Origin of the sequence: Streptomyces sp. NPDC051738 (genome assembly GCF_044453205.1) — a bacterium.
Lineage (GTDB): Bacteria > Actinomycetota > Actinomycetes > Streptomycetales > Streptomycetaceae > Streptomyces.
Genome location: NZ_JBITCM010000007.1, coordinates 311,286 through 329,945, shown reverse-complemented (window position 1 = coordinate 329,945; position 18,660 = coordinate 311,286). Strand labels below are relative to the sequence as shown.

The following is an 18,660-nucleotide window of genomic DNA, read 5'->3' as shown; positions in this document are numbered from 1 at the left end:
GTCAGCTGTACGCCGCCACCAGCTCGTCGATCGCCGACCCCAGGTAGGCCCGCGTCAGCCCGGCCCTGCGCGCCGCCCACTCCTCGTCCGGCGGCGTTGCGGCGTCGTCGTAGCGGCGCCGGCGGATGTCCTCGACCACCTCTGCGGACACCCCGAGACCGGGCAGCAGGTCCAGGGCCTCCCGCTTGGAGATCAGGCGGCCCTCGCTCAGGGTGATGCCCGCCCGGGCGAAGGTGATCAGCCCCAGGTCGACCCAGACGTCCCGCGTCCACAGGTGCGCGTCGTCGACGGCCGGCCGCCAGAAGTCCCGCTGGTCGCGCACGACGAAGTCGCCGAGCTCCCGGTCCGAAACCGGCGGCAGCAGCCTGCCGGGCGCCTTCCCCTGCAGCACCAGCCCGAAGGCGTGCAGCTCGCGTCGGGTCACCGGCGTCACCGGCCGTTTGAACAGCTCCTGGTGCGCCCAGGTGAGATGAGGCCGGTCGGGGTCGTCCGCCGTGTCGGGCGTCAGGTAGCTGCAGTGCAGCTGCCCTGCGAGCGGCTCGGCCCGCAGCCGGGCGTGGAGCTTCGCCAGCCGCCAGACGGTACGGGGCGTGAGCGGGCCGTCCAGGACGGCGATCAGGTCGAGGTCGCTGCGTCCCTCCTGGTAGTCGCCCCCGGCCAGCGAACCGTGTGCCCACACGGCGACGGGCGCGAGAGGGGCGAGCTCCGTGAGAAACCGGTCGATCAAGGCAGTGGTCGGCATCCGCCCAGTCTGTACGGCTCACCCCAGCCCGTACACCCGCTTCGCGTTGCCCGCCGCCACCATCCCCGCCACCCGCTGCGCGTCCGCCAGCGACCACGCCCCCTCGGCGACCCAGCCGCCGAGCACCCTGCCGAGGGCCTCGCGGAAGAGTCCCGCGCCCACGACGTGCAGTTCGGGCAGGCCCTGGGCCCCGCTGGAGAAGAGGATCTTGCCGAAGGGGGCCAGCTCCAGGATCTCGGCGAGGATCGTGGCCGCGCGGGCGCCCGTGCGGATGAGGGCGGCGCCGGAGTCGGCGTAGACGTGCGGGAAGACGCCGGCGAGGTGGGCGGCGTGCCGGTGGTACGGGTAGCCGTGCAGCAGGACCAGATCGGTGCCGAGGCCGGCCGTGGCGCGGACGAAGTCGGTGAGCAGCGCCGGGTCCGTGCGGTCGATGCGCACGCCCGGCTCCCCGAGCCCCGCGTGCAGTTGGAGCGGCAGTCCCGACGCCACCGCGATCCACAGCAGGTGCCGTAGCAGCACCGGGTCGGTCAGCTCCCCGCCTACCCTGCGCCCCGCCAGCCAGCGGCCCGCCGCGCCCCGCACCTCTCCCGGCCCCGGCGGCTCGGGCGCGAGCGCGAGTCCGTGCCGTACTCCGGCGACGGAGGTGAAGGCCACGGCGCCGGCCGCCGCACCGTGCACCGATTCGGCGAGGTTGGCGAGGAAGGACTCGACGGTGCCGGAGGTGTCGGCGACCTGTTCGGCGAGCAGTTCCAGGCGCACGATCTCGTGGGTCTCGGCGGAGGCGGCGGAGGCCAGTTCGGTGGGGCCGGTGAGGTCGCCGGGCAGGCCGGTGTCGATCAGATACGTCGTGATGCCACTGCCGCGCAGTAGACGCCGGCCCGCTTCCAGTACGCCGAGTTCACGGCGCCTGGCCAGGTAGCGGGCGGGTGGGCAGTGCGGTTCGAGGCCGAGCAGCGGGGGGCACCAGCGGCGTACGGCGAAACCCGTCTGGGTGTCGAAGAGCGTGGTGCCGGGGGCCGGTGGGCCTTCTGTGCGGGCCAACTGGGCCTCGAAGGTGCCGAGGCCCAGTTCCGTGCGCAGTACGCCGTGGCAGTACTGGTCCACGAGGGATGGCGTGTCGAACATCCGGACTCCCCGTCGATGGACTGCGCTTGCTACACGTCCTAACGGGTGAACCGGTGACTAGGTGTTGCGAAAGGGGTGGGCTGTTCAGCCGCCGATCTGGATGCCGGCCATCCGCTTCCACTCGTACGGGCCCGTCGTCACCTTTGCCGCGAACTCGCCGTCGAAGGACTCGTGGCGCGTGACCCCGGCCTTCTCCACCGCCTGCTCGGCGATCTCGTACGACGGTGCCACCAGGTCGCCCCAGCCGCCGTCCTCGCCGACGAGCACGATCCGGGCGCCTCGCTCGCCGATGTAGGCCACCTGGGCCTCGGCGCCGCCATGGGACTTCGCGAAGGTGTTGATCTGCTTGGCCAGCTTGGCCACCTTGTCTGCCATGACCAGGATGCTACTCACGGGTAGGCCGACTGGCGAGAGCAGGGCCCTGTGACGTACGTCAGCGCAGGAAGGGGTCCACCGCCACCGCCACGAACAGCAGCGACACATAGGTGATCGACCAGTGGAACAGGCGCATCTCCTTCAGCTTCCCGCCCGTCACCTCGGCCTTCGCGCGGTTCTGCAGCGCGTGCGCCTCCCACAGCCACCAGCCGCCCGCGGCCAGCGCGACCGCGGTGTAGAACCAACCGGTGTAGCCGAGCGGCGTCAACAGAAGGGACACCGCGACCATCACCCAGCTGTAGATGACGATCTGCTTCGCGACGACCTTGTTCGAGGCGATGACGGGGAGCATGGGCACGCCCACGCGCGCGTAGTCGTCCTTCACCTTCATGGACAGCGGCCAGTAGTGCGGCGGCGTCCAGAAGAAGATGACCAGGAAGAGGATGAGCGGCGCCCAGGTGAGGGAGTTCGTGACGGCCGTCCAGCCGATCAGCACCGGCATGCAGCCCGCGATGCCGCCCCACACGATGTTCTGCGAGGTACGCCGCTTGAGGATCATCGTGTAGACGACGACGTAGAAGAGGAGCGCTCCGAGCGAGAGCCAGGCGCTCAGCCAGTTGACGGTGAGGCCGAACAGCAGCGTCGAGACGACCGCCAGCGTGATGCCGAAGGCCAGGCACTCGCGCGGGCTGACCATCCCGGTGACCAGCGGGCGCTGCGAGGTGCGGTCCATGAGCGCGTCGATGTCGCGGTCGATGTACATGTTCAGCGCGTTGGCGCCGCCTGCCGAGAGGTAGCCGCCGACGCAGGTGAGCAGCACCAGACCGAGGTCGGGCACGCCCTGCTCGGCGAGGAACATCACCGGAACGGTGGTGATCAGCAGCAGCTCGATGATCCGCGGCTTGGTCAGCGCCACGAACGCCTTGACCCGGGCCCCGATCGGCCGCCGGCTCGGGCTCTGGCTCGTCCCGATAATCCCCGCTGGACGGGATTCAACGGCCGTCACGCACACCCCTGACAGAGACATCCCAGCAAGCCTCCCCGTGTGAAGTACCGGTAAAGGCTCGCGCGTACCACGCCACTGTAGACGTTGCCCAGACCCGGACATTCGCGGGGGTGGGGTCGTGTTGAAGGGGGTGGTCCGACGGGCGCGTCACGGCTCGATTGAGCACCCGGATGAGCGCCTGCGTATTCACTTGCCGAACGCGGAACGACCTAGTCGGGAGGCACATCCCGGCGACGCCCGGCAGTCTGGAATGACTCGAAAAAACGCACGTACTTCCGGGGGTAGGCTCGACAACGGCCGGCCGACGCCGAGTACGCCGGCAGCCGGTGGGGGTGTGTGCCCGTGACACCGGCAACCGACATGTGGAGAGGAGCCCTGACCCAGGGTGAGCACCAAGCCGACCACCACAGACCTCGAGTGGACCGAGCTGGACCAGCGGGCTGTCGACACCGCCCGCGTCCTGGCCGCCGACGCCGTACAGAAGGTCGGAAACGGCCATCCGGGTACGGCGATGAGCCTGGCCCCCGCCGCCTACACCCTCTTCCAGAAGGTGATGCGGCACGACCCCGCGGACGCCGAGTGGGTCGGTCGCGACCGCTTCGTGCTGTCCGCCGGCCACTCGTCCCTGACCCTCTACACCCAGCTGTACCTGGCCGGCTTCGGCCTGGAGCTGGACGACCTGAAGGCGTTCCGGACGTGGGGTTCGAAGACCCCCGGTCACCCGGAGTACGGCCACACCACGGGCGTCGAGACGACGACCGGCCCGCTCGGCCAGGGTGTCGCCAACGCGGTCGGCATGGCGATGGCCGCCCGCTACGAGCGCGGTCTGTTCGACCCGGAGGCCGCCGAGGGCACCTCCCCCTTCGACCACTTCGTCTTCGCCATCGCCGGTGACGGCTGCCTCCAGGAGGGCATCTCCGCCGAGGCGTCCTCGCTGGCCGGCCACCAGAAGCTCGGCAACCTCGTGCTGCTGTGGGACGACAACCACATCTCGATCGAGGGCGACACCGAGACCGCGGTCTCCGAGGACGTCGTCAAGCGGTACGAGGCGTACGGCTGGCACGTCCAGCGCATCGCCCCGAAGCCGGACGGCGACCTCGACCCGCACGCCATCTACAACGCGATCGAGGCCGCGAAGCAGGTGACGGACAAGCCGTCCTTCATCGCGATGCGCTCGATCATCGCCTGGCCCGCCCCGAACGCGCAGAACACCGAGGCCGCCCACGGCTCGGCGCTCGGCGACGACGAGGTCGCGGCCACCAAGCGCGTCCTCGGCTTCGACCCGGAGCAGTCCTTCGAGGTCACGGACGCGGTCATCACCCACACCCGCAAGGCACTGGAGCGGGGCGCCGACGCGAAGGCGGAGTGGGAGAAGTCCTTCCAGCTGTGGCGTGACAACAACCCGGAGCGCGCCGCCGAGTTCGACCGCATCGCCGCGGGCGAGCTGCCCACCGGCTGGGCGGAGAAGATCCCGGTCTTCGAGCCCGGCAAGGGCGTCGCCACGCGTGCCGCCTCCGGCAAGGTGCTCCAGGCGCTGGGTGCCGTGATCCCCGAGCTGTGGGGCGGTTCGGCCGACCTGGCCGGCTCCAACAACACGACGATCGACAAGACGTCGTCGTTCCTCCCGGCGGACAACCCGCTGCCGGAGGCGAACCCGTACGGCCGCACGATCCACTTCGGCATCCGCGAGCACTCCATGGCCGCGGAGATGAACGGCATCGCGCTGCACGGCAACACCCGTATCTACGGCGGTACGTTCCTCGTCTTCTCCGACTACATGCGCAACGCCGTCCGCCTGTCGGCGCTGATGCACCTGCCGGTGACGTACGTGTGGACGCACGACTCGATCGGTCTGGGTGAGGACGGCCCCACCCACCAGCCGATCGAGCACCTCGCGTCCCTGCGCGCCATCCCCGGTCTGAACGTCGTCCGCCCGGCGGACGCCAACGAGACCGCGATCGCCTGGCGCGAGATCCTGGGGCGCTACACCAAGGAGTTCGGCAAGGGCGCCCCGCACGGGCTCGCGCTGACCCGTCAGGGTGTGCCGACGTACGAGGCCAACGACGACGCCGCACGTGGTGGTTACGTCCTGTTCGAGGCCGAGGGTGGCGAGCCGGAGGTCGTCCTCATCGCGACCGGTTCCGAGGTGCACGTCGCCGTGGAGGCGCGCGAGCAGCTCCAGGCTTCCGGTGTGCCGACGCGGGTCGTGTCGATGCCGTCGGTGGAGTGGTTCGAGGAGCAGGACCAGGGGTACCGGGACAGCGTCCTTCCGCCGGCCGTCAAGGCGCGGGTCGCCGTCGAGGCCGGTATCGGTCTGACCTGGCACAAGTACGTCGGGGACGCGGGTCGCATCGTTTCCCTGGAGCACTTCGGCGCTTCCGCCGACGGCAAGGTCCTTTTCCGCGAGTACGGCTTCACTGCCGAGAACGTGGCTGCCGTCGCGCGGGAATCCCTCGCCGCGGCCCAGCGCTGACGCTCATATACGAGACGTAGGAGTTTGATTTTCCATGACAGACGCACTCAAGCGCCTCTCCGAGGAGGGCGTCGCGATCTGGCTGGACGACCTGTCGCGCCAGCGCATCACGTCCGGCAACCTCGCCGAGCTGATCGACCAGCAGCACGTCGTCGGTGTCACCACCAACCCGTCGATCTTCCAGAAGGCGATCAGCGGCGGTGACGGCTACGAGCAGCAGCTCGCCGATCTCGCCGCCCGCAAGGTCACCGTCGAAGAGGCGATCCGCATGATCACCACGGCGGACGTCCGGGACGCCGCCGACATCCTGCGCCCGGTCTTCGACGCCACCGGCGGCCAGGACGGCCGCGTGTCGATCGAGGTCGACCCGCGCCTGGCCCACAACACCACGGCGACGGTCGCCGAGGCCAAGCAGCTGGCCTGGCTGGTCGACCGTCCCAACACCCTGATCAAGATCCCGGCCACCAAGGCGGGCCTGCCGGCGATCACCGAGGTCATCGGCCTCGGCATCAGCGTCAATGTCACGCTGATCTTCTCGCTGGAGCGCTACCGCGAGGTCATGAACGCCTACCTCGCGGGCCTGGAGAAGGCGAAGGAGCGCGGGCTCGACCTGTCGCTCATCCGCTCCGTGGCGTCCTTCTTCGTGTCCCGCGTGGACACCGAGATCGACAAGCGCATCGACGCCCTCGGCACCGACGAGGCCAAGGCCGCGCGCGGCAAGGCGGGCGTGGCCAACGCGCGCCTCGCCTATCAGGCGTACGAGGAGGTCTTCTCCTCGGACCGCTGGAGCGTGCTGGAGAACGCGAGCGCCAACAAGCAGCGTCCGCTGTGGGCCTCGACCGGCGTGAAGGACCCGGCCTACAAGCCGACCCTGTACGTCGACGACCTGGTGGCGCCGAACACGGTCAACACCATGCCCGAGGCCACCCTCGAGGCCACGGAGGAGAAGGGCGAGATCACCGGCAACACCATCGCCGGCACCTACGAGCAGGCCCGTGCCGACCTGGACGCGGTCGAGCGGCTCGGGATCTCGTACGACGACGTGGTGCAGCTGCTGGAGGACGAGGGCGTCGAGAAGTTCGAGGCGTCCTGGAACGACCTGCTCAAGTCGACCGAGGCGGAACTCGAGCGCCTCGCCCCCTCGGAGGGCTGATCCCTTGCCACCCTTCAACGTCACTGAAGCGAACCCGCTTCGTGACGCCGCCGACCGACGGCTCCCGCGTATCGCGGGGCCGTCGGGCCTGGTGATCTTCGGCGTTACGGGCGATTTGTCACGTAAAAAGCTGATGCCCGCGGTGTACGACCTCGCCAACCGGGGTCTGCTGCCGCCGGGCTTCTCGCTGGTCGGCTTCGCCCGCCGCGAGTGGGCCAACGAGGACTTCGCGCAGGAGGTCCACGACGCGGTCAAGGAACACGCCCGCACCCCCTTCCGCGAGGAGGTCTGGCAGCAGCTCATCCAGGGCATGCGCTTCGTGCAGGGCACCTTCGACGACGACGATGCCTTCGAGCGGCTGCGCGGCACCATCGAGGAGCTGGACAAGGCACAGGGCACGGGCGGCAACTTCGCCTTCTATCTGTCGGTGCCGCCGCGCTCGTTCCCGGTGGTCATCCAGCAGCTGAAGAAGCACGGCCTCGCCGACCAGACGAGCGGCTCCTGGCGCCGCGCGGTCATCGAGAAGCCGTTCGGCCACGACCTGAAGTCGGCCGAGGAGCTCAACAAGGTCGTCCACGAGGTCTTCGCCCCGGACCAGGTCTTCCGGATCGACCACTACCTGGGCAAGGAGACCGTCCAGAACATCCTGGCGCTCAGGTTCGCCAACACGATGTTCGAGCCGATCTGGAACCGGTCCTTCGTGGACCACGTGCAGATCACCATGGCCGAGGACATCGGCATCGGCGGCCGGGCCGGGTACTACGACGGCATCGGCGCCGCCCGTGACGTCATCCAGAACCACCTCCTCCAGCTGATGGCCCTGACGGCCATGGAGGAGCCGGCGTCCTTCGACGCGGACGCGCTGGCGGCGGAGAAGACCAAGGTCCTGGGCGCCGTACGGCTGCCGAAGGACCTGGGCCGGGACACCGTGTTCGCGCAGTACGCGGCCGGCTGGCAGGGCGGCGAGAAGGCGGTCGGCTACCTCCAGGAGGAGGGCACCGACGCCCAGTCGAAGACCGACACCTACGCCGCGATCAAGCTGGGGATCGACAACCGCCGCTGGGCGGGCGTCCCCTTCTATCTGCGCACCGGCAAGCGGCTGGGCCGCCGGGTCACCGAGATCGCGGTGGTCTTCCAGCGCGCCCCGCACTCCCCCTTCGACACGACGGCCACCGAGGAGCTGGGCCAGAACGCGATCGTGATCCGCGTCCAGCCCGACGAGGGCGTCACCGTCCGCTTCGGCTCTAAGGTGCCGGGCACGTCGATGGAGATCCGGGACGTGTCGATGGACTTCGCGTACGGCGAGTCCTTCACGGAGTCCTCGCCCGAGGCGTACGAGCGCCTGATCCTCGACGTTCTGCTCGGCGACTCGAACCTCTTCCCGCGCACCGAGGAGGTCGAGCTGTCCTGGAAGATCCTCGACCCGATCGAGGAGTACTGGGACACGCACGGCAGGCCCGCCCAGTACCCGTCCGGTACCTGGGGCCCCGTCGAGGCGGACGAAATGCTCGAGCGAGACGGACGGAGCTGGCGCCGGCCATGAAGATAGACCTCACGGACACCACGGCCAGCAAGATCAACAAGGCGCTGGTGCAGGGGCGACGGGCCATCGGCACGCCGGCCGTCGGCATGGTGCTCACGCTGGTCATCGTCACGGACGAGGAGAACGCGTACGACGCCCTCAAGGCGGCGAACGACGCCTCGCACGAGCACCCCTCGCGCACGCTCGTCGTCATCAAGCGCGTCTCGCGCTCGCCCCGCGACCGTACGCAGTCCCGGCTGGACGCCGAGGTGCGGGTGGGCGCGGACGCGGGCTCCGGCGAGACGGTGATCCTGCGGCTGTACGGCGAGGTGTCCGACCACGCGCAGTCGGTGGTCCTGCCGCTGCTGCTGCCGGACGCCCCCGTCGTCGTCTGGTGGCCGGTGAACGCGCCGCTCGACCCGGCGAAGGACCCGCTGGGCGCCCTCGCCCAGCGCCGGGTGACGGACACGTACGCCTCGGAGCAGCCTGTGCGGGAGCTGTCGTCCCGCGCCGACGCCTACACGCCGGGCGACACCGACCTGTCCTGGACCCGGATCACGCCGTGGCGTTCGATGCTGGCGGCGGCCCTGGACCAGGTGGTCTGCGATGTGCAGGCCGTCGAGGTGGAGGGCGAGGAGTTCAACCCGAGCTGTGAGCTGCTGGCGATGTGGCTCGCGGACCGGCTGGACGTCCCCGTGAAGCGGTCGCTGTCGTCGGGCCCCGGTCTGACGGCGGTCCGTATGGACACGGACTGCGGCCCGATAGTGCTCGACCGTGCGGACGGTTCCCTGGCGACCCTCTCCATCCAGGGCCAGCCGGACCGCGCGGTGGCGCTGAAGCGGCGGGAGACGGCCGAGCTGATCGCGGAGGAGCTGCGGCGGCTCGACCCGGACGACACGTACGCGTCGGCGCTGCGGTTCGGGGTGGAGCGGCTGAACTCCGTGCCGGCTGCGGCGGTTCGGGGCGCGGAGGCGGCCGAGGCGGCCGTGGCCAAGGCGGTGCAGGCGGTGGCGCTGGCCGAGGCCGCTGTGGCGAGGGCGGAGGAGCCAACGGCCTCGTCGGCCTCGTCGGCCTCGTCAGCCTCAGGGGCCTCGTCAACCTCACCGGCCTCACCGGCCTCACCGGCCAAAGGAGCATCGGTCGGAACGCCCGCCGAAATCGCTGCGAAGGCAGCCGCGAAGGAAGCGACGGCGCAGGAAGTGAAGAAGGCGGCGGCGAAGTGAGTACCCCGCAGCTGGTCGTGCACCACGACAAGGAGCTGATGGCGCAGGCCGCGGCGGCCCGGCTGATCACGAAGATCGTGGACGCCCAGGCCTCCCGGGGCTCGGCGTCCGTGGTCCTCACGGGCGGTCGCAACGGCAACGGCCTGCTGGCCGCGCTGGCGGCCGCCCCCGCCCGGGACGCCATCGACTGGGGCCGCCTCGACCTGTGGTGGGGCGACGAGCGTTTCCTCCCCGAGGGCGACCCGGAGCGCAACGTCACGCAGGCCCGCGAGGCCCTGCTGGACGCGGTGCCGCTGGACCCGAAGCGGGTGCACGCCATGCCCGCGTCGGACGGCCCGTTCGGCGCGGACGTGGAGGCTGCGGCCGCCTCATACGCGGACGAACTGGCCAGGGCGGCCGGCCCGGAGAACCACGGCGCGGTTCCCACCTTCGACGTCCTGATGCTGGGCGTGGGCCCCGACACCCACGTCGCGTCCCTGTTCCCGGAACACCCCGCGGTGCGGGAGACCCAGCGCACGGTCGTCGGAGTCCACGGCGCCCCGAAGCCCCCGCCGACCCGTGTCACGCTCACCCTGCCCGCGATTCGGGCGGCACGTGAGGTGTGGCTGCTCGCGGCGGGCGAGGACAAGGCCCAGGCCGCGGCGATCGCGCTGTCCGGCGCGGGTGAGATCCAGGCGCCGGCGGCGGGAGCGTATGGCCGCGCCAGGACGCTGTGGCTGCTGGACTCGGCGGCGGCGTCGCAGTTGCCGCGGTCCATGTATCCGCCGGCGTCGGCGTGAGTGGGGGGCGGCGGGGGCAGTTTCTCGCCCCCGCCGCCCCTACCCGTCCCATCCCTGGGGGCTGCCGCCCCCAGACCCCCGCATCGGCCCCGAAAGGGCCTCGTCCTCAAACGCAGGACGGGCTAAACCAGCCCCTCCGGCGTTTGAGGAGCGGGGTCGAAGGGGCGGAGCCCCTTCTAGGACGGCACGGGTAGGGGCGGCGGGGGCGAAGAACCCCTACTTCACCGACCCCGCCATCACCCCCTGCACAAAGTGCCGCTGGAACGCGAAGAACACGACCACCGGCACCACCAGCGACACGAACGCCCCCGGCGCCAGCACATCGATGTTGCTCCCGAACTGCCGTATCTGCGACTGGAGTTCAACCGTCAGCGGCTGCGACGCACTGTCGGCGAACAGCAGCGCCACCAGCATGTCGTTCCACACCCACAGGAACTGGAAGATGGCGAGCGAGGCGATCGCGGGCCGCCCCACCGGCAGCACGAGCCGCGTGAAGATCCGCCATTCACTCCCCCCGTCCATCCGCGCCGCCTCCAGCATCTCCTTCGGCATCTCGGCGAAGTAGTTGCGCAGCAGGAACACCGCGAACGGCAGCCCGTACGCCACATGGAACAGCACGACACCCGGAATCGTGCCGAACAGCCCCAGCTGGCCGAAGAGTTTGGCGACCGGGAGCAGTCCGATCTGCACGGGCACCACCAGCAGCGCCACCACGACCAGGAAGATCGCCTCGCGCCCGGGAAAGTCCAGCCATGCGAAGGCGTACCCGGCGAGCGCCGCGATGACCACGACCAGCACGGTCGCCGGCACCGAGATCAGCACGGTGTTCCAGAAGGCCTGGCTGATCCCGGCGTTCGCCAGCAGCGCCGAGTAGTTGTCGAAGGACAGCTGGCCGGGACTGCTGAACACGGTCCACCAGCCGCCCGACGCCGTGTCCTCGGCGGACCGCAGGGACGACAGGAACAGACCGGCCAGCGGCGTCAGCCACACCAGCCCGACCACCACCAGAGCCGCCTGGACGACTCCGTTGCCCAGGCCCCGCCTGACCGCGTTCATCGCTGACTCCCTCGGAAACGACGGACGTTGAAGACCATGGCCGGGATGACCAGCAGCAGAAGCAGGACGCCCAGCGCGCTGCCCAGCCCCTGGTTGTTGCCACCGCCGAACGACACCAGCCACATCTGCGTCGCGAGCACGGTCGCGTCCTCCTGCACCGGCCCGGGCGCGATGATGTAGACGAGGTCGAAGACCTTCATCACGTTGATCACGAGGGTCACGAAGACCACCGTCAGTACCGGCGCCAGCAGCGGCACCGTGATCCGCCGGAAGATCTGCCACTCGTTCGCGCCGTCCATCCGCGCCGCCTCCAGCGCGTCCCGGGGCAGGGCCGCGAGGCCCGCGCCGATCAGGACCATCGCGAAGCCCGTCCAGATCCACAGGTACGCCCCGATGATCGCGGGCGTGACGAGCGTGGGCCCGAGCCACGAGATGCCCTCGTAGGGGGCGGCGAAGTTCGACGCCGGCAGTTTCACCGTGTACGAGCCGTCGTCCAGCCCCTCGAAGCGGAAGGAACCGTCGGCCGCCGTGGTCGTCGAGGCGACCGCCTCCCCGCCGCGCACCGCCTCGACCGTCATCTCCGGCAGCCCGCTCTCCCGCCGGTCGACCTTGCCCTGCTCCCCTCCCCCACCGGGCGTGAAGTCGAGGTACACGACACCGCTGAGCTCACCGGGGCCCGCCTTCTGCCCCGCAGCCGCGTTCGCCGGCCGGGCGTCCCCGGGAAGATCCGCCGGGAGCACACCGACCAGGCCGAGCGTCACGGCCTCCCCGGGAGACGCGCTCGCACTCGTGCGGTACGAGCCGTCCGCGGCCTTCGTCAGCCCCTGCCCGTCGCGCGCCCGGGCGGTCGGATACGTCGACGTGCCCTGGAAGGCGTCGTGCACGGAGACGACGGCGGCGTTCAGCACGCCCTTGTCGGGGTCCTCGTCGTAGGCGAGCCGGAAGATGATGCCGGCGGCGAGGAAGGACACGGCCATCGGCATGAACAGCAGCAGCTTGAAGGCGGTGGCCCAGCGGACCTTCTCCACCAGTACGGCCAGGATCAGGCCGAGGCCGGTGAGCAGGGCCGGGGCCACGACGACCCAGATCGTGGTGTTGCGGATGGCCTTGAGCGTGGCCGGGTCGCGGAACATCTCGGCGTAGTTCTCGCCGCCCACGAAACGGGTGCCGGAGGCGTCGAAGAAGCTGCGTCCGATGGAGAACAGGACCGGGTAGACGACCAGGGCGCCCAGCAGGAGCAGCGCGGGAAAGACGAAGAGCAGGGCGATGATCCGGCCGCGCCGCCGCGAGCGCCGGGCGCGTTCCTTGCCCGTGCCCGCGGCGGCCCCCCGGCTCGCCTCTTTCACGAGAGTGGCGGTCATGTCAGGTCAGCCCTGGCTCTCGTACGCCTTGGCCGCCGCGGCCTCCAGCTTCGCCGCGGTCCCCTTCGGGTCCGACGGGTCGCGCAGGAAGTCCTGGAGGAGCTTCCACTCGCCCGCGCCCTTGGTGCCGCCGAAGGCCGCCGGGGCCTGGTCGGACATGTCGAAGCGGACCGAATCGCCCGCCGCGACAAGGGACTTGGCGGTCGCGCGGGTGACGTCGTCGCCGTACGAGGCGAGGTCGACGTTCTTGTTCGGGGACAGGAAGCCGCCCGCCTCCGCCCACACCGCCGCGGCCTCCGGGGTGGCGAGGTACTCCAGCAGCGCCATGCCGGCCTTCTGGTTCTTGCCGTCCTTCAGGACGACGGCCGCGTCACCACCGCTGACCACCGGCGCCTTGCCACCGCCGACCGCCGGGAACGGGAAGAAGTTCGCGTCCTCGCCGATCGACTTCCCGAACTGGTCCTTGGCGACGCCCGCGACGAAGTCGCCCTCGTAGACCATCCCCGCCTCGGGCTTCGGCCCGAACACCTTCTCCACAGAGCCCGGGAAGTCGGTGTTCAGGGCCCCCTTCTGACCGCCCGCGATCAGCTGCTTGTCCTTGAACAGCTTGCCGAGGGTGGTGAGCGCGTCGACCACCGAGGCGTCGGTCCACTTCAGCTTGTGCGCGGCGAGGGCGTCGTACTTCTCGGGTCCCGCCTGGGAGAGGTAGACGTTCTCGAACCAGTCGGTGAGCGTCCAGCCGTCCTGTCCGGCGACGGAGAAGGCGGCCAGGCCCGAGTCGGAGACGGTCTGTCCGGCCTTCAGCATGTCGTCGTACGACTTCGGCGGCTCGACGCCCGCCTGGGCGAGGGCGTCGGGGCTGTACCAGACGGTCGACTTGTGGGCGGCCTTGAAGTAGAGGCCGTAGAGGGAGCCGTCGACGCTGCCGTAGTCCTTCCACACGGGTGCGAAGCCCGCGTCCACGGACTTCTGGGCCGTGCTGGACAGCGGCTTCAGCCAGTCGTTCTGCGCGAACTGCTTCAGGACACCGACCTGCGGGACCATCACCACGTCGGGGGCGTTGCCGCCCTCGATCTTGCTGCCGACGACGGTGGAGACGTTGTCCCCGGTGGACACGAACTGGGTCTTGGCGCCGGTCTTCTCGGTGAACGCGTCCAGCACCTTCTGGAAGTTCTTCTGCTCGGTGCCGGTCCAGACACCGGCCACGGTGATCGTCTGACCGCTGAGCGCCTTGTCGCCGCCGCCCGCGGAGACCGGCCCGCCGCCACAGGCGGTCGCGCCGAGTGCCAGGACGAGGGCGGTACAGCCGGTGAGCAGGGTGGTGCGTCGTCGCATCATCATTGATGTCCCTTCGGGGATGGGGAAACTGAGGGGGTTCAGAGGGCCGGCGACTCGGTCCCGTCGCTCATCCACCAGGCCGCCGTGGAGCCGGGCAGCACCCCGGCCGGGCAGGGGCCGCTCGACAGCAGCGGGGTGCCGGAGACCGGCGCGGGGGTGGGCGCCGTACCGAAGTTGACGGCGCAGACGAGGCCGTCGCCGCGCACGAAGGCCAGGACGCCGGGCGGGCTGTCCAGCCAGCGCAGCGTGCCCTCGCCCAACTGGGGCAGTGCGGCGCGCAGTTGGAGACCGTCGCGGTACAGGTGCCAGAAGGAGCGGGTGTCGGAGAGGGCGCGGTCGGTGGCGTACTCGGCGAAGTACTCCGGCTGCGGCAGCCACGGCTTGGCGCTCTCCGCGCCGGAGGTGAAGCCGAACGGCGACGCCTGTCCCGACCACGGCAGCGGCACCCGGCAGCCGTCGCGGATACGGGCCCGGCTGCCGGTGCGGCGGAAGATCGGGTCGGTGAGCACGTCGTCGGGCAGGTCGACGACCTCGGGCAGGCCCAGCTCCTCGCCCTGGTAGATGTACGCGGCACCGGGCAGCGCCAGCATGAGCAGTGCGGCGGCGCGGGCGCGGGCGGCGCCGAGGCCGCTGCCCTCGGTGGCGGGTTCGCCGTAGCGGGTGACGGTGCGGACCTGGTCGTGGTTGTTGAGGACCCAGGTGACCGTCGAGCCCGTGCCGGCTATGTCCTGCATGGCCTCGGAGATGACCTTGCGGAAGGCGTCGGCCTCCCAGGGGGCGCTGAGCAGGTCGAAGAAGAAGGCCTGGTGGAGTTCGTCGGAGCGGACGTACAGGGCGTGCTCGCGGGCCGTCGGGACGGACACCTCGCCGACGAGGAGGCGCTCGCGGCCGTCGCGGGCGGTGTACTCCTCGCATATGGAACGCCACTGGCGCCACACCCGGTGCACCTCGGGCTGGTTCCAGGCGAGCGGGTTGACCGAGTCGCGGGTGCGGGCGTCGGCCTCCGGGTCGTCCGAGTCGGGCAGCTCAGGGTGCTTGTAGAGGCCTGCGGCGACGTCGATACGGAAGCCGTCGATGCCCCGGTCCAGCCAGAAGCGCAGGATCCGGTCGAACTCGGCGCCGATCTCGGGGTTGCGCCAGTTCCAGTCGGGCTGCTCGGGCGCGAACATGTGCAGGTACCACTGGCCGGGCCGCCCGTCCGCCTCGGTCACCCGGCTCCAGGCCGGGCCCCCGAACATGGAGTGCCAGTTGTTGGGCGGCTCGTCGCCCTCGACGCCACGGCCGTCGGCGAAGTGGAAGCGGGCGCGGGCCGCGCTGCCGGGTTCGGCGTTCAGCGCCTCCTCGAACCACACGTGCTCGCTGGAGCAGTGGTTGGGGACGATGTCGAGCAGCACCTTGATGCCGAGCCGCCGGGCCGCCGCGACCAGCAGGTCGAACTCGGCGAGGTCGCCGAAGAGCCGGTCCACGTCGCAGTAGTCGGCGACGTCGTAGCCGTGGTCGTGCTGCGGCGAGGGATAGAACGGGCTCAGCCAGATGCCGTCGACGCCGAGCTTCTTCAGGTACGGCAGTCCGGCGCGGACCCCGGCCAGATCGCCGATGCCGTCTCCGGTGCTGTCCAGGAAGCTGCGGACATACACCTGGTAGATCACCGCGTCGCGCCACCAGTGGTACTTACTCAACATGTATGCATGTTAGGTAGGCGTGTCGCGGGGATGTCAATGAAAGGAACAGACGCTACTGGCGAGTCACGGCGCCAAATACGGACTTTTAGGGGCACTCACACGACAGATGAGACTTCGCCGTTACTTAACAAGTAACTAGCGACTGGAGACGGCCGCCAGCTCCCGCGCCAGCCGCCGCACAGCCGCCTCGGGCGTCTCCCGCCCGGTCATCGCGTCGCGCACGACCGCCTGCACCACCAGGCTCACCTGGTCGTAGCGCGGGCTCTTGGGGCGCGGCGCGGCCGTGAGCACGCTCTCGCGCAAGGTCGGCAGATACGGGAACTCCCGCACCAGCTCGGGATCTTCGTAGAGGTCGGCCCGTACGGGCGGCAGCGCCCCGCGCTCGAGGACCTGGCGCTGGACGCGCTCACTGGTCAGGTACGCGATCAGACGGGTGGCCGAGTCGGGGTGCCGGGCGTGTGTGCTGACGGCGAGGTTGGAGCCGCCCAGGACACTGGTCCCGGGCCCGTCCGGCCCCGGCAGCGGTACGGCGCCGATCTTCCCGGCGACCGGCGAGCCCTTGGCCGACGCGACGACATAGGCGTACGGCCAATTGCGGAGGAACAGCAGGCGCCCGTCCTGGAAGGCCTGCTTGGACTCCTCCTCCTTGTAGGTGAGCGCCCGCTTCGGGATCCAGCCCTCGCGTACGCCACGGGAGAGGAAGTCGATGCCTTCGCGGGCCGCCGTCGAGTTGACGGTGACGCGCTCACCCTCGTCGCCGAGGATCGAGCCGCCCGCCGAGTAGACCGCCTCGGCGGCGTTGACGGTGAGGCCCTCGTACGGCAGGAACTGCCCCGCGTAGCCGTCGAGCCCGTACTTGGGCGCGACGGTCTTCGCGGCCCGTTCGAGTTCGGCCCAGGTGCGGGGTGGGTCGACGCCCTCCTTGGCGAGGATGTCCTTGCGGTACAGCAGAAGGCCGGCGTTGGTGACGTACGGGACCGCGTACAGCCGGTCGTCGTAGGTCGCCGTGTCCACGACCGGCGGCAGGAAGGTGTCCAGCGGGAAGCGATCACGCGCCAGCGGGCGGATCCAGCCGTGCGCCGCGAACTCCGAGGTCCAGCTGACGTCGATGTTGAGCATGTCGAAGCGCCCGCCACCGTCGCCGGCGTCGCGCAGGTCGGTGATCATCTGCGCGCGGGTCTCGTCGGCGGAGTCCGGCAGCTCGACGAGGGTGACCTTCTCGTCGGGGTGGGTACGGTTCCAGCCCTCCAGAAGGGGGCCCAGATAGCCGGTGAGGTCACCGGCGGTGGCGAGGGTCAGGGGTCCTCGGCCGCTTCCGGCACCCTCGTCGGCGTGGACGCCGGCGGTGACGTATCCCGTCATGACCACGACCAGAACGAGAAGGCCCCTACCGGCGGCATGGATCCACCGCATAGGTTCCTCCTTGCACACCGGCCCCGGTCGTCTTCGCCCTGGGTCAGAGGCCATGTATACCTGTTAGGTATGCGCGATACTAGGCCTCGCGGCACATTACCCAGATGCTAGGAGGAGAGCACGAGTGCGTCTGCCCCTCCTGGCCCTGCTGGCACGCGGACCGGCGCACGGCTACGAGCTGAAGCAGGACCTTGAGCAGACGCTGGGCTCCGCGTACCCTCAGCCGAATGTCGGCCAGATCTATGTGACCCTCGGCCGCCTCGAGAAGCAAGGGCTGATCGAGGGCGAGGATGTCGAGCAGTCCAGCCGGCCCAACAAAAAGGTCTACCACCTCACCGACGCCGGGCGTGAGGCGCTGCGCGCCTGGTTCGAGGAGCCCGAGGACGAGCCGCGGGTGCGGGACGAGTTCTTCATGAAGCTGGCGCTCGCCCCGCAGAGCGGCCTCGCCGACCAGGTCGCCCTCATCAACAGACAGCGGCGCCAGTACCTGAACACCATGCGTCAACTGTCGAAACTGGCCGCCGCCGAAGACCGGGACAACCGCATCGCCCACCTGCTGATAGAGGGCGCGATGCTGCATCTGCAGGCCGACCTCGACTGGCTTGAGCGGTGCCAGGAAGAGCTGGAGGAGTTGGAGTGAGCGACGATTCCACTCCTGTGCTGCCCGCCGAGAGCCCTGTGCTGCGGGCCGAGAGCCTGGTCAAGACGCATTACGGCGAGGGCGTCCCGGCACATGCCGTGCGGGGTGTCGATCTTTCCGTCCGGCGGGGCGAGTTCGTGGCCGTCACCGGTCCGTCCGGTGCCGGTAAGTCGACTTTGCTGCATCTGCTCGGCGGATTGCAGCGGCCGGACAGCGGCAGCATCTGGCTGGACGGCGAGTGCGCGGACGCGTGGCGCGAGGCCCGCTGGGCGGTGGAGCGAAGGAAGCGCATCGGGATCGTCTTCCAGTTCTTCAACCTGGTCTCCGACCTCTCCGTCGCCGACAACGTCGAACTCCCCGCGCTGCTGGCCGGCGTCCCGCCGAAGCGGGCCCGCGCCGAGCGGACGGAACTGCTGGCCGAGCTGGGGCTCGCGGGCAAGGAGCGGAGCATGCCGGGCGAACTGTCCGGCGGCGAGCAGCAGCGGGTCGCGCTGGCCCGGGCCCTGGTCAACCGTCCCCCGCTGCTGCTGGCCGACGAGCCCGCGGGCAGCCTGGACAGCAAGGGCACGCGTGAGGTGATGCGGCTGCTGTCCCGCTTCCACCAGCGCGGTCAGACGATCGTGCTCGTCACCCATGACGCCCGTCTGGCGAGCGCCGCGGACCGGGTGATCAGCTTCTTCGACGGCCGGATAGCCGACGACGCCGAACTGGACGGCGGCACGCCGCCACGCCGGGCCGGGATCTCGGGTGTGCTGGAGCTCAGGGACTGACA

At 70.2% G+C, this 18,660-nt stretch carries 16 protein-coding genes; 7 read left to right on the top strand and 9 right to left on the bottom strand.

The genetic code is table 11. The features are described from left to right. Position 1: 1 nt before the first annotated feature. The 4 genes from ACIA8X_RS19145 to ACIA8X_RS19130 form a co-directional block, all read right to left on the bottom strand. Complete coding sequence (locus ACIA8X_RS19145; RefSeq protein ID WP_399458705.1) at positions 2-742, bottom strand: nucleotidyltransferase domain-containing protein; 741 nt, start codon at positions 740-742, stop codon at positions 2-4. Positions 743-760: 18 nt separating this feature from the next. Beyond that, positions 761-1,867 (bottom strand): amidohydrolase family protein, encoded by a 1,107-nt coding sequence (locus tag ACIA8X_RS19140; protein ID WP_393442828.1) that lies wholly within the window; start codon positions 1,865-1,867, stop codon positions 761-763. A gap of 84 nt (positions 1,868-1,951) precedes the next feature. Continuing rightward, positions 1,952-2,242 (bottom strand): hypothetical protein, encoded by a 291-nt coding sequence (locus tag ACIA8X_RS19135; RefSeq protein ID WP_393442826.1) that lies wholly within the window; start codon positions 2,240-2,242, stop codon positions 1,952-1,954. 58 nt (positions 2,243-2,300) lie between these two features. Next, positions 2,301-3,269, bottom strand: coding sequence for a heme o synthase (locus ACIA8X_RS19130; RefSeq protein ID WP_393442824.1), 969 nt, complete (start codon positions 3,267-3,269; stop codon positions 2,301-2,303). Positions 3,270-3,633: 364 nt separating this feature from the next. Here ACIA8X_RS19130 and tkt point away from each other — a divergent pair, with 364 nt between their 5' ends. The 5 genes from tkt to pgl are packed head-to-tail and all read left to right on the top strand — an operon-like array spanning position 3,634 to position 10,398. Next, entirely contained in the window at positions 3,634-5,721 is a 2,088-nt protein-coding gene (gene tkt, locus ACIA8X_RS19125) for a transketolase (RefSeq protein WP_393442822.1), read from the top strand. 34 nt (positions 5,722-5,755) lie between these two features. Next, on the top strand, positions 5,756-6,874 hold the full coding sequence (tal, locus tag ACIA8X_RS19120; protein ID WP_393442820.1) for a transaldolase: 1,119 nt from the start codon (positions 5,756-5,758) through the stop codon (positions 6,872-6,874). A gap of 4 nt (positions 6,875-6,878) precedes the next feature. After that, positions 6,879-8,417 (top strand): glucose-6-phosphate dehydrogenase, encoded by a 1,539-nt coding sequence (zwf, locus tag ACIA8X_RS19115; protein WP_393442818.1) that lies wholly within the window; start codon positions 6,879-6,881, stop codon positions 8,415-8,417. Continuing rightward, a complete protein-coding gene (opcA, locus tag ACIA8X_RS19110) occupies positions 8,414-9,619 on the top strand; it encodes a glucose-6-phosphate dehydrogenase assembly protein OpcA (RefSeq protein WP_393442816.1) in 1,206 nt (401 codons plus the stop codon). The genes zwf and opcA overlap by 4 nt, the downstream gene beginning before the upstream one ends. Beyond that, entirely contained in the window at positions 9,616-10,398 is a 783-nt protein-coding gene (gene pgl / locus ACIA8X_RS19105; RefSeq protein WP_393442814.1) for a 6-phosphogluconolactonase, read from the top strand. Before opcA ends, pgl begins: the two co-directional genes overlap by 4 nt. A 216-nt stretch (positions 10,399-10,614) precedes the next feature. Here the strand turns inward: pgl and ACIA8X_RS19100 are convergent, their stop codons facing one another. The 5 genes from ACIA8X_RS19100 to ACIA8X_RS19080 form a co-directional block, all read right to left on the bottom strand. Further along, positions 10,615-11,454 (bottom strand): carbohydrate ABC transporter permease, encoded by an 840-nt coding sequence (locus ACIA8X_RS19100; RefSeq protein WP_393442812.1) that lies wholly within the window; start codon positions 11,452-11,454, stop codon positions 10,615-10,617. Next, positions 11,451-12,815 (bottom strand): ABC transporter permease subunit, encoded by a 1,365-nt coding sequence (locus tag ACIA8X_RS19095; RefSeq protein WP_393442810.1) that lies wholly within the window; start codon positions 12,813-12,815, stop codon positions 11,451-11,453. Before ACIA8X_RS19095 ends, ACIA8X_RS19100 begins: the two co-directional genes overlap by 4 nt. A gap of 6 nt (positions 12,816-12,821) precedes the next feature. After that, complete coding sequence (locus tag ACIA8X_RS19090; RefSeq protein WP_393443261.1) at positions 12,822-14,153, bottom strand: ABC transporter substrate-binding protein; 1,332 nt, start codon at positions 14,151-14,153, stop codon at positions 12,822-12,824. 38 nt (positions 14,154-14,191) lie between these two features. Then, on the bottom strand, positions 14,192-15,835 hold the full coding sequence (locus tag ACIA8X_RS19085; RefSeq protein WP_393442808.1) for a glycoside hydrolase family 13 protein: 1,644 nt from the start codon (positions 15,833-15,835) through the stop codon (positions 14,192-14,194). A 135-nt stretch (positions 15,836-15,970) separates the two neighbouring features. Further along, positions 15,971-17,248, bottom strand: coding sequence for an ABC transporter substrate-binding protein (locus ACIA8X_RS19080; protein ID WP_393442806.1), 1,278 nt, complete (start codon positions 17,246-17,248; stop codon positions 15,971-15,973). A gap of 124 nt (positions 17,249-17,372) precedes the next feature. On the opposite strand from ACIA8X_RS19080, the gene ACIA8X_RS19075 reads away from it, so the two are divergent. Then, positions 17,373-17,888 (top strand): PadR family transcriptional regulator, encoded by a 516-nt coding sequence (locus ACIA8X_RS19075; RefSeq protein WP_093907191.1) that lies wholly within the window; start codon positions 17,373-17,375, stop codon positions 17,886-17,888. Then, positions 17,885-18,658, top strand: coding sequence for an ABC transporter ATP-binding protein (locus ACIA8X_RS19070; RefSeq protein ID WP_393442804.1), 774 nt, complete (start codon positions 17,885-17,887; stop codon positions 18,656-18,658). The genes ACIA8X_RS19075 and ACIA8X_RS19070 overlap by 4 nt, the downstream gene beginning before the upstream one ends. The last annotated feature ends 2 nt before the right edge of the window (positions 18,659-18,660 follow it).